At 43.1% G+C, this 15,463-nt stretch carries 6 protein-coding genes; 2 read left to right on the forward strand and 4 right to left on the reverse strand.

The features are described from left to right. Positions 1–66: 66 nt before the first annotated feature. Both ACM0OX_RS22505 and ACM0OX_RS22510 read left to right on the forward strand, forming a co-directional pair. Positions 67–1,068: a DUF389 domain-containing protein gene (locus ACM0OX_RS22505; protein ID WP_414517208.1), complete on the forward strand. Its 1,002-nt coding sequence runs from the start codon at positions 67–69 to the stop codon at positions 1,066–1,068. A 70-nt stretch (positions 1,069–1,138) separates the two neighbouring features. After that, the gene (locus ACM0OX_RS22510; RefSeq protein ID WP_414517209.1) at positions 1,139–2,692 is read left to right on the forward strand and encodes a cation:proton antiporter; all 1,554 of its coding nucleotides are present in this window, start codon (positions 1,139–1,141) and stop codon (positions 2,690–2,692) included. A gap of 309 nt (positions 2,693–3,001) precedes the next feature. Here the strand turns inward: ACM0OX_RS22510 and ACM0OX_RS22515 are convergent, their stop codons facing one another. From ACM0OX_RS22515 to ACM0OX_RS22530, 4 genes are all read right to left on the reverse strand, one after another. Continuing rightward, a complete protein-coding gene (locus ACM0OX_RS22515) occupies positions 3,002–7,789 on the reverse strand; it encodes an amino acid adenylation domain-containing protein (RefSeq protein ID WP_414517210.1) in 4,788 nt (1,595 codons plus the stop codon). A gap of 348 nt (positions 7,790–8,137) precedes the next feature. Beyond that, the gene (locus ACM0OX_RS22520) at positions 8,138–13,570 is read right to left on the reverse strand and encodes an AAA family ATPase (RefSeq protein WP_414517211.1); all 5,433 of its coding nucleotides are present in this window, start codon (positions 13,568–13,570) and stop codon (positions 8,138–8,140) included. Positions 13,571–13,986: 416 nt separating this feature from the next. Next, complete coding sequence (locus ACM0OX_RS22525; RefSeq protein ID WP_414517212.1) at positions 13,987–14,520, reverse strand: DUF3124 domain-containing protein; 534 nt, start codon at positions 14,518–14,520, stop codon at positions 13,987–13,989. 68 nt (positions 14,521–14,588) lie between these two features. Next, positions 14,589–15,266: a potassium channel family protein gene (locus tag ACM0OX_RS22530; RefSeq protein WP_094352965.1), complete on the reverse strand. Its 678-nt coding sequence runs from the start codon at positions 15,264–15,266 to the stop codon at positions 14,589–14,591. Positions 15,267–15,463 lie beyond the last annotated feature (197 nt).

Raw genomic sequence — 15,463 nt, forward strand, 5'->3', positions numbered from 1 at the left:
TGATTAACTCAGCCCTGCTGGGTCATTTTGTATGGCTTAGTCTAAACTCCAGTTAGGAGGAAGGTCTTGGGTAATAACATTCGAGACCGGTTTAAAAATTTCCGCCGCCGGAGTTTGCAGCCGGAACAATTTCAACAGCTACAAACAGACTTGCTGGTAGAATCTACCCTAGACTCAGCTTACATAATTTTGATTATTAGCTCCTGTGCGATCGCTACTTTAGGTTTATTGTCTAACAGTGCAGCCGTGATTATTGGCGCGATGATTATTGCCCCTCTAATGTTGCCGATTCGGGGTTTAGCTTTTGGTGCTTTGCAAGCAGATATTACTTTGTTCCGCAAGGGTGTGATTGCTGTACTATTGGGGACGATACTAGCTGTGGCGATCGCCTTTACTCTAGGTTTGCTGGTGCGATTGCCCAGCTATGGTAGTGAAGTGTTAGCTCGATCGAGACCAACGCTGTTAGATTTGGGAATTGCGGTAGCGGCTGGTGGTATTAGTGGCTACGCGAAAGTTGAGACGAAAATCTCTGGTAGTTTAGCGGGAACTGCGATCGCTGTTGCCCTCATGCCTCCCATTTGTGTAATTGGCTTAGGCTTGGCACAAGGAAATTGGTCACTTAGTTTCGGAGCAACCCTACTTTATCTCACCAACTTATTAGGTATTGCCCTCTCCTGTATGGTGACATTCTTGGTAGCAGGTTACACTTCAATGGCGCGGGCGCGTCAACCCTTAATTTGGACTATGGCATTGACAGCTATCCTGGTAATTCCCTTGGGAGTCAGCTTTGCCCGACTTGTACGACAAGCACAACTAGAAAGCAGTCTCAGACGGGCATTGTTGAATCGAACTGTCACCTTTGGACGCTTGCAATTGCTTAACAGTAATACCAATTGGTTGACAAATCCGCCAGAAGTCCGTTTGAGCGTCCGGGCAAGAGAACCTGTCACACCTCGGCAAGTAGAATTATTAGAAGCATTTATCAAACAAGAGATGGGGCAAGCATTCACGCTAATTTTTGAAGTTGGTCAAGTTGACGAAATTAGAAGTTCTGAACCCACACGCTGAACTTGCTAATTTGGCATGAATGAAGAGAGAATCTATCAGTCAAGTCAAACTAACTCTTTAAAACGCAATAGTGGATGTTACCGAATTAGTCAAAGTTTCAATTATTCTCTTGGTTGTGGCTACAGGAGTAGCTTTGCTATCCCGACGGTTGGGAATTCCTTATGTTACGGGTTTAGTATTAGCAGGTTTGCCCATCACTGAGTTATTGTCTCGTCGGATTGGTTTAAATCCAACCCTTGTTTTGAATCTTTTCTTGCCAATTCTGATCTTTGAAGCTGGTATTAATACAGATGTCAGCCGCCTCCGCAGCACCTTTAAACCAATTGCCCTACTAGCTGGGCCAGGGGCTGTGATTTCCAGTGCGATTATTGCCGTCCTGTTGAAATTTGTCCTGGGACTGGATTGGATACCTGCATTATTTGTCGGAGTAATTCTGGCAAACACTGATACTGTTTCCATGATTGCCGTCTTTAAGGATATACCAGTACCCTCGAGGCTTTCCACCATTGTTGAAGGAGAAACCCTATTCAATGACGCTGCTGCCCTAGTTTCCTTCAACCTGATCGTGCAAGTATATTCAACAGGCTCACTCACATTTGTAGAGGGAATCCAACAACTGCTATTTATCTCTCTAGGAGGCTGCGTTGTCGGGTTAGTTTTGGGCTACTTGAGTATACCTGTATTTGCCCGTTTAGATGATGCTCTTAGCAGTCTTTTGCTGACAGTCGCAGTTGCATTAGGAACTTTTCAGGTTGGGCAATTTCTCGGTGTATCAGGCCCTGTGGCCGTAGTTGTCGCTGGATTGATTTTTGGCAATTTAGGGCTTTCTCGCAATACTTCTGCTTCTAGCCGCATCACCTTGTTGAGTTTCTGGGAATATGCCAGTTTTACTGTCAACACCTTTATTTTTCTATTGATTGGTGTAGAAATAAATTTGGTAACGCTCTGGAAAACTTTACCTGCAATTCTACTTGCAGTTTTGGCTTATCAAATCGGGCGAGTTCTTACGGTGTATCCACTGCTAGCAGTAGTTCGTTGGATTGACCGCCCAATTCCGTTGCGCTGGCAACATTTACTGTTTTTAGGCAACATTAAAGGTTCGCTCTCAATGGCTCTGGCATTGAGTTTACCTACAACACTGCCAGGGCGAGAAGTCCTGATAGCTATAGTCTTCGGCTGTGTGCTGGTTTCGTTAGTGGGACAGGGTTTAAGTTTGCCTTGGGTGGTAAAACGCTTAAAATTATCTAAATTTTCCGAAGTTCAACAACAGGTTGAAGAGTTGCAAGCCCAGTTGATGACGGGTAAGGCGGCACAAGATGAATTAGATAGCCTGTTGAAATCAGGGGTATTACCAAAAGCCGTTTATGAAGAGATGCGTTCAGCTTATCAGGTACGAATTGCCGGTGCAGAAAAGACACTGCGGGAATTATATAATCGTCGCCCCGATCAGGTGGAAGGTGGAAGTGGCAAGAGCAGTAAACTTGAAGCTATTCGCCGACGTTTACTGCTGGCAGAAAAAGGAGCGCTCAATGAGGCAATGCGGAAGCGAATTCTCTCAGAAGAAATTGTGCGCGGGCGGATACAAATTCTTGATGAACAATTACTGAAATTAGAAGATGATTAAAACAGAATTCAGAATTCAGAATTCAGAATTCAGAATCAATTTAGTGGGGGATTTAGACCCGCCACTTTCTTGTTGACCATCAAATTAAAAATTTGGTGGGGGACTTAAACCCACTTATTCAGACGCTCGTTCGCGTAGCGTGTCGCAGACAAGACTCGCTCTAATCTCTAAGAGTTGCCATGCCGTTGGCGAACGCGAGTGCGTGTCGCAGACAAGCCTCTTGTAGAGAAGGCTTTACGCTGCGCTATCCGCCAGTCATACAGAATTCACGTCTTGATTCTGACTCCTGACTCCTGACTCCTGAATTCTTTAAGGTGGTGAATTTAAGAAACCACTACTAACGAAATATGATAAGTATTTATCTAAGAGTTTAACATCCATTGATGGACAAACAATTGCAGAATCTGCTAATCCATTGAGGGTATTTTGATAATCATAATCAACTGTATTTTGATACAATTCCATGATTGTCAAAGAATTTTGATAGACTTTTTCAGACATCATCGGTAAAAGCGGATGTAAAACATTTTCCTGAGAGTGCCTGAAATTTGCAATTAGCTCATCTTTCCACTGAGTATATGGTAACTTCTTGAGTTTGTAACCATAGGAACAAATAAACTCAAAAAGCTCGATGAGTCCAATATTTTGGTCTGGTGGCGGTACTATATGGAAAGCTTTTCCTAGAGATTCTTGCTTTTTGGATAAATGGACAATTGCTCTGGTGGCGTAATCTACAGGAATCAATTCTTCTTTTTGATCTATGAGTTCTGGATAACTACCAAGCTGTATGCATCCTTTAATAATTCTCGGCACAAAAGCATCTTTTGTATGAGCAATACCTGTACTGCTATGTCCCATGAGAAATCCTGTTCTGTAGATGCTAACAGGTATTCCCCTAGACTTGGCAACCCATACAAGATTTTCGGCCACCCATTTGGTTTGAGCATAGCCAAGATCCAGAGCAACATAGTCTTTACAAGACTCAATATTGTCATCTTCATAAACTACTTTTTGTCCTGTAAAATGGCTGATTGCACCAAAAACAGCAATGGTAGAAATATAATGCATTGGTTTAATTTTGCCCATACAAGCTAATCTGAGAACTTCTTGAGTTCCAAGAACATTGGATTCTTTGATTACAGAGTATGGTTTAGCAAAATTGATTTGGGCAGCACTGTGATAAATAGTATCAATTTGCAGAGCCAGCTTTTCAAACTGTTCGCTAGAAAGACCCAAGTATAGCTGTTCTAAGTCTCCCGGAATCGCAATCACATAAGAGCTAAAATTTGGGTGATGAAGAGAATATTTTTCTAGGTTTTGTTGAATCTTTTTTAACCCTTCATGCTCGTTCGAGGAGCGCACCAGGCAGTATATTTTTGCTTGAGTTTGATGTAGGAGTTCATCAAGTAAAAAAGCCCCCAAAAAGCCTGTAGCTCCTGTGAGAAAAATATGACGCAATTCATTGACCTGAGCAACAGGCCTTCCTTGAGCATCGATCGCGGGATCGAGTACTACCTCAGATTTTAGATCGATGGCACTGGTTAAAGAAGAAGCGCCATCTCGACGCACTGTCTCTATTACCTGAGCCAGCGCTTCTATAGTGGATTTCTCAAACAGGCTTTTTATGGGTAAATCTACTTGAAAGGTTTCTCTCACAAAAAAAATCAACTGAGATGCTAGCAGGGAATTACCGCCAAGCTCAAAGAAATTATCGTGAATCCCAACTTCTGCGATCGCTAGAACTCGGCTCCAAATTTCAGCCATTTGTGACTCAATCGGGGTACGAGGTGCAACAAATGCTGCTTCTAAATCGCTTCTATCCATTTCAGGCTCTGGTAGACTGCGAATATCTATATTGCCGTTGTATATCTGCTTAGTTTGCCGATCGCCAGGGAATGTTAATAGGGGTAAGTTGGAAATTGTCTGGTCTGGATTAGAGACAATACTCTGTACTAGAGTAGAAAAATTTTCCACCATCAGAGCGATCGTCTCAGCTTTAAATAGGTCAGTATTATATTCCAAGTTGCCCGATATCCCTGCGGCTGTCTCGCGCAGTTCGAGGTATAGATCGAACTTGGATGTCCCGTTATCAATTTCCAGACGGTTCATTGTCAATCCGGGAGCAGTCAGCTTAGGCGTTGGGGTATTCTGAAGATTAAACATCACTGAAATCAGTGGATTTTGGTTCAAGCCCCGCTCGATCTGTAGGGCATCAACTAGCTTCTCAAATGGTAGGTCTTGGTAGGTATAACCCGATAAAGCTACTTCCCGGACTCGGCTTAACAACTGCCGGAAACTTGGGGAATCAGACAAGTTGGTTCGCAATACCAAAGTATTAAGCAAAAACCCAATTAGTCCTTCTAATTCAGAACGATGGCGGTTGCTAATCGGAGCACCTACTAAAATGTCTTCTTGCCCTGTGTAGCGAAATAGGAGTGTCTGGAATGCTGCCAACAAGGTCATAAACAAGGTAGTACCCTCTTGCCGCGAGAGAACATTGAGGGCATCTGTTAGAGATTTGGAGATAACGACCGATTGACGCGCCCCCTGATATGTTGGCTCTAATGCTCGTGGATAATCGGTGGGCAATTCTAATATGGGTAGACTGCCGCTCAAATGTTGCTGCCAATATGCAAGCCTATTATCTAAAATTTCACCTTGCAACCACTGCCGTTGCCAAGCTGCAAAGTCTGCATACTGAATAGCTAAGTCAGGAAGAGGAGAGGGGTTTCCTGTAGAAAAAGCTTGATACAGAGCTGACAGTTCCTCGAAGAAAACACTTAAAGACCAATCATCACAAAGAATATGGTGCAGGTTGAGGAGAAATATATGTTCCTCTGAACTCAATTGCAGCAATGTTGTTCGCAGCAATGGCCCTTGAACTAAATCGAAAGGATGTTGGGCTTCTTCAAGGATGAGCTGGCGGACTTGAGATTCCCGATCGTCTGGAGACAGCCCTTGGAGATTCACCACTAAGAGTTTGATGGGAAAAGTTGAGTGGATGACCTGTATGGGTTGTCCGTTCAAACTTGAATAGGTAGTTCGCAGGATTTCATGACGGTTGATAATTTCATTCAAACTCTGTTCTAATATTGTGGCGTTGAGTACACCTCTGAGGCAAAAGGCTTCGGAAACATTGTAAAAAGCATGGTTGGGTACTAACTCGTTAAGAAACCACAACCGTTCTTGCCCAAAGGAAAGTGGTAAATCGCCATCGCGCTCAATGGATTGTATTGGCACAACAGAATATCCTCTGTCTTCCTGTTGTGCTTGTATAATGCTGTCAGCTATTTCAGAGATGGTGGGCGCTTCAAAGAAATGCCGCATTGGCAACTCAACTTGAAAGATATCGCGGATACGGCAGAGGATTTGAAAGGCTAGTAAGGAATGTCCTCCCAACTCTAAGAAATTGTCATGAACGCCAATCTTTTTTAGACTCAATACATTAGACCAAATTTCTGCTACTCGTTCCTCAATAGGAGTGCGAGGAGCAACAAAATTCTCATTTGCATTCAAAGTTTTAACGGGTGCTGGGAGCGCTTTACGATCGATTTTTCCGTTAGCTGTTAAGGGTAAAGCATTCAATTGCACAAAGCGAGAAGGGATCATGTAGTCAGGCAATTTCTGTTTGAGAAAACGGCGTAAATTACCAACATTCTTGTCTAGTGATTCGGGTTTGAGAACTACGTAAGCTATTAGGCGTTGGTCGCCAGGGGAAAATTCTTTAGCAATCACTACAACTTCTTGCACATCAGGATGTTGCCACAGTGCAGTTTCAATTTCTCCTAGCTCAATACGGAAGCCGCGAATCTTTACTTGTTGGTCAATGCGCCCAATATACTCAATGTTGCCGTCTGGTAAGTAGCGAGCTAAATCCCCAGTTTTATATAATTTTGAATTGTTGAATGGGCTGGGGATAAATCGCCGGTCTGTCAGTTCTGGACGGTTGAGATAGCCTCTGGCTAGTCCCTCGCCGCCAATGTATAGTTCTCCAGAAACACCTGCGGGTACTATCTGCATTTGTTCGTCCAACAGAAGACAGTATGTGTTGGCGATCGCACGACCAATGGTGACGATGCTGTCACCTTTCTTTACCAAGGCAAATGTGGAATAGGTTGTATCTTCCGTAGGGCCGTATAGATTAAAGACTTTTTGAATATTGTCCAACGTATATATCTGCTGCACCAAACGATTTTGCAGAGGTTCACCTGCTAAGTTAACGATGCGAACAGAAGCGGGTATACCTTGAATTCTCAGTAACTCTGCGATCGCAGATGGCACTGTATTAATTAGAGTGACTTCTTGAGCAGCAAGTAAGGTAGGTAAATACAAGGCATTTTCTGCCAAAATCACCTTACCACCCCAACTGAGGGGAACAAATATTTCAAAAACTGAGAGATCGAAGCAAATAGATGTTGCAGCCAGCACTCCAGCTAGATCCTCTGTTGTAAAAACTTCTCTGGCCCAATGCAACAGAGCGACTGTGCTGTGATGTTCAATAGCTACCCCTTTCGGTTTACCAGTCGAACCGGAGGTGTAAATTACATAAGACAGGTTTTTATCTGTAACTAGACTGGTCAGATTCTCCTGGTTTTGTTGAGTAATTGCCTCCCGATCGCTATCTAGACAAACTATACGGGCCTGATGCTCTGGCAGCTTTGAAAGTAAATTTTGTTGTGTCAGCAGTATTGATAACTGTGAGTCCTCTAGCATTAAAGCTAGGCGCTCTGAGGGATAAGCTGGATCTAAGGGGACATAAGCTCCGCCTGCTTTGAGGATGGCTAATAGTCCAACAATCATTTCCAGCGATCGCTCCAGGAAAATGCCAACCAGAACCTCAGGTTTAACATTCAGGGTCTGTAAATAGTGCGCTAGTTGATTAGCTTGTTGGTTAAGTTCTTGATAAGAAACTTGTTTGTCTTCAAAAATGACTGCAATTTGCTCAGGTGTTTTTTCTACTTGAAATTCAAACAACTGATGGATGCATATATCATTTACGTAAACTGCTGGATTTTCTTGCCATTCCAGAAGCAGCTGGTCTACTTCTATCTTGGGTAGACTGAGGTCTTGTTGAGAACTTTCAGTAGAATTTTTCATTATAAATTAGTAATTTTTAATACTATATAGGAATCCGCTTTGATTCCTGAAATTATTTGCGTAGGGAGGGAACAGGGAACGGGGAACAGGCAAGAAGGAATAAAAGTGTACTGAGTTTTTTTCAAAAATCAAATACGAGTCCTATAATTTTATTTGTAAATACTTAAATTGGCTAGTCACAAGGAAAAGTTTCTACTTGGTATGAATTTAAGGAAATGAAAGCAGAGTAGGCATTTCGTAAAAATTACAGCAGATTGCAACAGGCGTGAGGTATAGATGATCCCAAGGGCACAGCAGTGCTGTGCCCCTACGTGTGTACTTCATTTACCTGAAAAACGCTGTAATTGTTCAATAGATAGGGAGAACAATCTCAAATTCAGTTCCCTCAGTGGGCTGAGAACGCACAGTTAAAGTACCGCGATGTTGTTGGATAATAGAGTAGCTAACAAATAACCCCAAACCTTGACCGCGACCAACGGGCTTTGTAGTAAAAAACGGTTCAAAAATCCGCTCATGCAGGCTCACAGGAATCACACTATCTGTATTAGCGATCGCAATTCGTAACCATTCACGATCTATCACTCCAGTACGAATCCGAATTTCTGGATGTTCGCTGCTTTGGGGATTATCTCGAATCGCATCAATGGCATTGTTAATAATATTCAGGAAGACTTGATTCAACTGGCTAGGATAGCAAGTAACTAAAGGTAGATCGCCATACTCCTTAATGACGCGCACTTCGGGTTGATTTTCAGAAGCTTGTAAGCGATGTTGCAAAATTAACAGCGTACTTTCAATACCACTGTGTAAATCTACAGCTTTGATTTCGGCTTCATCTAAGCGAACAAAGTTGCGTAAACTCTGGACAATTTTGCTGATGCGATCGCTACCCACTTTCATAGATTCTAAGGTTTGATTGGCATCCTCAAACAGAAAATCAAGCTCAATTTCCTGCTTCATCGCTTTAATAGCTGGATTAGGTTGGGGATATTCCTGCTCATAAAGCATCAGCAAACTCATCATGTCTGCGACATAATTTTCTGTATGGATGAGATTACCCTTGATAAAATTCACTGGATTGTTAATTTCGTGAGCAATACCAGCTACCAATTGACCGAGGGATGACATTTTCTCGCTATGAATTAATTGTCCTTGAGTTTGCTGCAATTTTTTCAAGGTTTGCTCTAAATCTTGGGCTTTTTGGTTGAGAGCTTGGGTTTTGTGTTTTACTTCTGCTTCTAGGGTGCAAGAATAGTTTTCGGTTTGTTGATATAGACGGGCATTTTCCACAGAGATGGCGGCTTGGCTAGTTAGAAGTTGGAGAATCTCGATGCGATCGCTAGTAAAAGCGCCTAAAGTTAAGTTGTTCTCTAAGTACAAAATACCGCTGAGTTTTCCTTGGCGACTAATGGGAGTACATAAAACAGATTTGGGCTGGTGAGTGATAATGTAGCGATCGCTAGCAAATTGCACTGCTGTACTCAAGTCTTCAAACACAGCTGTCTCTTGAGTTCTTGCGACTGCATAAATCAAACTTTGGGGAATTTCTGGGTATTGCTCCAGGGGAATTTCTAAGGTTTTTACCAGTTGTCGATCGCCTTGAGCTACAACTAACCATTGTTCCTCTTGGCAAAGAACTAAATGACCGATTTGGGCGCCAGCATTGGCGATCGCGATCTGCATTAAGGTTGCCAACAGTTTCTCTAATTCAATTTCTTGAGAGATGGCTTGGGCGGCTTTCATCACCGCTTGCAAATCTAAGTATAAATTTTGGTTACTAGAGCTTTTAGTTACACCTCTCATCAAAGTTAAGGGGATGGTTGCCGTAGATGTGATGGCAAGATTAGGCGGTTGGAGAATGGCTGTTAGTAGTTGCGGATATTGTTGTTCTAAATCGGCGATTTTCGCCTTTGCACCCCAATGGGCGTAGCAATAGTAGGCTTGTTGCATATAGTCTGCGGACAGCTTCTCTTTGCCCCAAGCTAGGTAGAATTTGGCAGCTAGCTCATTGCTGAGTGCTTCTTCTTGGATATAGCCGTTTTCTTTTGCCCCCTGAATGGCTTTGTCATAGTAAGTCATCGCTTCTAAATGACCCAAAATTTTTGCCCGCTCTGCTTCGACTAAATCGTATTTGTGTTGATGATTGGCGGGAGCGTGGAACGCCCACTGACTCATCAATTTCTGGTTTTCTACAACTTTTTCTAGTGCCCATTGTTGCTCTGCCTCATTGCCATTTGAACACTTAGCCAGGAGAGCAAGGGAGTAGTAGAAATTATGTTCTGCAAACTGCAAGAAACCAACCATGTTTCCCTGGTATTTTTCGGCTTCTTCAGCATGGATGAGTGCCTGCTGATAGTCCTGAAAGATGAGCAGAAGAATCGTCTTTGCCAGATGGAGCAAGAACAGGAGAGTTCCGTTTTGAGTTTCAATTAAAATCGGCAGCATTTTCCGCTCGTCGAAACTCTCCCCAACGAGTATTAGGGGATCTTCTGCTGCTCCCATCAAATTCAACACGAGCTGACGACAAATCTGCCCGAAGTAAATTTGATACTCTTGTTTGAATTTCAATAACAGATCGATGTATTTTTGCTGTTGCTGATTCACCCGCTCCAGTGTTTCGCCGACGAAGAAAAGATAGTTGCAGTAGGAGGTGGCGTTGTAGCAAGCATACTCTACATCACCCATTTCTAATCCAACCTGAATCGCTTCACGTAGGGGAGCGATCGTTTTGCGAGCGGGTTCCCGCCAGTGCCGCACAAACACATCAAAAATGTTAATCACTTTTGCATACAATTTCCTGTCATTGAAGCGCTCCAGCAATTTTAATCCTAATTGTCCAAACCGATAGCCTCTTTCAATTCCGGTTGGGCTACCACATAAAACCAGACCATAAAAGGTGTAGCCAAATGCCGAAAATGCCGAGTTGCCAAATTGAATCGATAGGTTCACTAGTGTGTAAGCAATCAGTGGTAACATATCTGGTTTAGCGTTCAGGCTGGGAGTAACCATTGCGATCGCAATTCGCATAGCTGCCAACTTGTGCGGATCGAGCATCTCTGGCAGGTTCATTAAATCCTCTATCGCTAACTCCTGTGGCGGTTCTTTAAACAGCGGTTCACCCAAAAACTCCAGCACTTGTAGACAGATGTCGATCGCTGCCAGCATTTGATTTTGAGCAATGTAGAAATAGATTTTGATTTCATACATCTTCACCTTTTGCAGCAAATCCTGAGCGTGCTGAAGAACAATTTCTGAAAGCTGTTCTGCTTCCTCGAAATGGGTAGTCAGGTACTCAATTTCAGCCGCTTCTGTATAAAGGGCAAGGGTCAAGTCGTAATGATCTTCCCACCCGTTTTCTGGGAGTGCTGCCAGCCCTGCTGTGAAGTATTTACTTGCCGTTTCATAGGCGGTTGCAGCCTTAGCTTTTTGTCCTGCTTGCAGGTTCAGTTGAGCCAGTTCATGGCGTTGAACTCGATCCAATTCTTGCAGCCTGGAGATTTCGTCAGGAGAAGTTTTGTGAGCCGTCAATCTCAGACCGTAATTTAATTGATTGACAATTTCAAAAATTTTCCCTTCTCGCTCTGCTTCAGGCGTATTTGCCCACAGTTGTTGCCCAATTTTGAAGTGGGTAGACTGTTTTTGATCTTCTGGAATCAGACTGTAGGCAGCTTGTTGGACGCGATCGTGCAAGAATTTATAAGAAACGACAATCTCACCACCGCGATCGATGTTGTCTGAGTCATTTGATTGGAAGAACTTGTAGGTTTCACAAATGGGGAGAATCAGCCCTTCTTGTAACGCCGTCCATAGGTTGGTCGCCATATCAACAAATGATGTTTCAGAGACCCTTGCCAAGGTCTTCAAATCAAATTGGTTGCCAATACAAGCCGCCAGTTTCAAAACCTCCTGTGTCTCCATTGGAAGTTTCTGCAACTGCAATGCCATGAACTCTACCACTCCATCAGTCAATGCCAACTGCCGCACCGAAGCCAAGTCACATTGCCAGTAACCCAGTTCTGGCTGGAACTGAACCCAACCTTCCTCGTGCAGTGCTTTGAGAAACTGCGTTGTAAAAAACGGATTCCCTTTGGTTTTCTGATATATCAATTGCGTCAGGGGTTGAGCCAGTTCCTTGGGACAACTCAAGGTGTCTGCCACCAACTGATTCACTGTTATTTCTACCAAGGGTTCCAGGGTAATCGTATTGACGGTAGCTTGGGCTTGCTGAATCTGTTCCAGCGTCAGTATCAACGGATGAGTCGGAAAAACTTCATTATCTCGATAAGCACCCAGAATAAGTAAATATCCAGAACTGGCTTCACTCATCAATAATTGCAGTAAGTTCAGAGAAGCCGAATCTGCCCATTGCAAGTCATCTAGAAACATCACCAGAGGATGCTCTGGGGTAGTGAAAACCTGGATAAATTTCTGAAAGAGTAAATTGAAACGATTTTGGACAGCACTACCAGATAGTTCTGGGAGTGGCGGCTGTTGACCGATAATTCGCTCTAGTTCAGGAATCACATCAACGATCGCTTGTCCATTTTCACCCACAGCCGCCAAAATTTTCGCTTTCCACGCTGCCAATTGGACATTACTCTCACTCAGTAATTGTCCCATCAAATCACGAAAGGCTTGCATAAAGGCACTGAAGGGAATATTCCGCTGGAACTGATCGTACTTGCCTTTGATGAAGTAACCGCGTTGTCTGACAATCGGTTTATGGACTTCATTGATTGCCGCAGTTTTACCAATCCCGGAAAATCCCGCTACTAGCATCATTTCTGAACTGCCATTAGCGACGCGCTCAAAAGCTTTCAGCAAGGTTGTAACTTCTGTTTCTCGCCCATAGAGTTTTTCGGGGATAATGAAGCGATCGCACACATCCCGTTGTCCCAGGACAAAGGTTTCTATTTTACCCGTTGCTTTCCATTGATTGAGACAGCATTCTAAGTCATGCTTCAAGCCCAAAGCGCTCTGATACCGATCTTCGGCATTTTTCGCCATCAACTTCAATACTATCTCTGAAGCGATCGCGGGAATTTCTGGATTAATGCTGTGTGGGGCGAGTGGGAGCTTGGCTAAATGACAGTGTACTAACTCCATTGGGTCATGGGACTGAAAGGGTAATTGTCCAGTTAAAAGTTCGTACAATGTCACCCCGAAAGCATAGAAATCACTGCGGTAATCAATGCCGCGATTCATTCGTCCGGTTTGCTCTGGGGAAAGATAGGCAAGGGTTCCTTCCAACACATTGAGGTTTTGAATTTCCTGGGTTTCGCGGGGGAGGAGGGAGGCAATGCTGAAGTCAATCAGCTTGACTTGTTGCGATTCTGGATGAATCAGAATGTTGGCGGGTTTGATATCTTTGTGGATGACTCGATGCTGGCAGATATCATGGAGAATATCGGCAATTTGTCGGGCAATTTCTAAGATTTCTTGTAACGACAGGGAATAATTTTGGGTATAATCCCGTAGGGAAATGCCACCAAAGTCTTCCATTACCAAGGCATAGCTATTACCGTAGGCTTCTAGGCTGTAGGGGTGGGCGATGCCAGGAATGTTGAGATTTTTGGTAATTGTATACTGGTTACGAAACTGTAATAATTCGCTAAAAGTAGGGTAGTCTTGGTGTAATAGTTTAATCACCACTGGACGCTGACTTGACTTCTGCACTGCTCGATAAACTATTGTCTGAGAACCTGCATAGAGTTGCTCAACAATGGCATAACCAGGGATGTGCGGCAATGAATTCGAGTAGGGGATTGCTGCCAATGTCATAGTGTCAAGTTAAAATGTCTAGAAGAAGGTTACAAAGCTAATATTTCCCAAGAATTTAGCAGACTAAACATTCCGTAACTTGTATACATAATTATCTTTCTCGCCCGTCTCTGCTTCCTAAATATTAGATTTGAATCCTTACGTAAATGCGTAAGAATTCAGGAGTCAGAATAGTTAAATAATCAGAAGAATACTTCATACATAAGTTTCCCGATCGTACTGCATTTCTTTTACAGCAGATTTCAAGGAAAGTGAGGTACACAACGATTCGTCTGTTACCCAGGTATAAAGTGTGTTTTACTCCTGTTAGTGCAGCCCATTCTGTATTCTTAATTCTGCTGTAAATTCTGACTTCTGACTTCTGACTTCTGGGTGCTGAATCCTTACGTAAATGCTTTCTTCTTACTGCCTCTAATTTATGACTTAACTTTTTTAATTACCCTACCAGGACTGATAAAAGAAATTCCTTGTTGAAAATCAGTGCCAATCATAACTGCTTCCACTATCGGTTCGGATATTTCTGTTTGGGCTACCCACTCGACAATAAAGTTTGCGCCTAAACCTCCACTGGTGTCATTTCTATTGATAAAAAAATCTGTCGAAGCCAGCGCATCAAGTTGAATAGGGCGCTCTAAATACTGCTTAATTAGTTTCCCTTCTGAGTTGTAGTAGCGCACAGAAGTAATAATAATCGGATTGGTCAAATCTGTATTCCGAATACTAAGCGTAGCTGCTAACTCAAAAATCTCTTGGCGATTGTGATGATAGATATGAGAGTAGACCGGAACATATAAAGTTTCACCGCTGGCTATCTTAAAATTCTTATCCAGCGTCACTGTTTTTTGCAATGGGGTTGCTGGAATGGCATTGGGTTGTGACTTGGGTGTTGATTCACAAGATGCAAGAATAATAACAGCGATCGCTAAATAAATATATCTATACGGCTTCATCAAAACTCACCAATTTTTTATATGTGTAGCTAACCCTACCTAATAAACAGTTTAGGTAGGAACTGCGCTCAACATCTTTGTTCAATAAAATCAATGACTTGATGTAAGCATCTTGGTTTAGTCACAATCAGCACAGTTGAATGAGGTTCCAGTATTGTACTGCCGTTAGGAATCATCAAATCTTCGTGTGGATGAGATTGATAGCCAATAATTAGCGAACCTGTGGGGAATTGGGGATCTTGAGCAATTTCGGCAACGCTACGACCGGCAACATAGCAATTGTTGGGGATGGAAAGTTTCAGAACTTCAATCTGTCCCTGCTCAAAATGCATCATTGATTCCACTTGTGGATACTCAATGGCATTCACCATTGTTGAAACTGATAGTTCAACAGTACTGATAATATGGTTGGCTCCAGCTATCCGCAATGGTTCGGCAAAATCGGGGTGGCGCATCCGGCTCAAAATATGGGTTACACCGTAGTGTTTAGCAAGAGTTACCATTGCCAAGTTTAAGGCATCACTTCTCAGAACTGCTGCCAAGGAACCGGCTTTACGAATCCCCGCTTCTAACAATACTTCTGTACTCACAGCACTACCTTCAAAAGCCATTGCTCCTACTTGTTCGCGGGCGTAGCGGCAAGCGATAGGATCGATGTCAATTACGGCAACAGTATGTCCTAGTTCTACCAGTTTTTGCGCTAAACTTAGCCCCACTAAGCCTGCTCCACCGATGAGTACGTACATGATTCCTGATATTCTTTGAATTTTTACTTCAGTTTACAGGTTAACAAATTGTCATTTGTCATTAGTTATCGAACAGAATTCAGGAGTCAGGAGTCAGAATTCAGAATTCAGCAATGTTTTCTGTACGAGTGGCGGATGAATAATCGGCGTTTTTGCACCCCCACCAAATTTCAATTTGGTGGTCTTCTCCCAAGGGG

Origin of the sequence: Nostoc sp. PCC 9305, from assembly GCF_963920915.1 — a bacterium.
In the GTDB taxonomy this organism is placed as follows: Bacteria; Cyanobacteriota; Cyanobacteriia; order Cyanobacteriales; family Nostocaceae; genus Nostoc.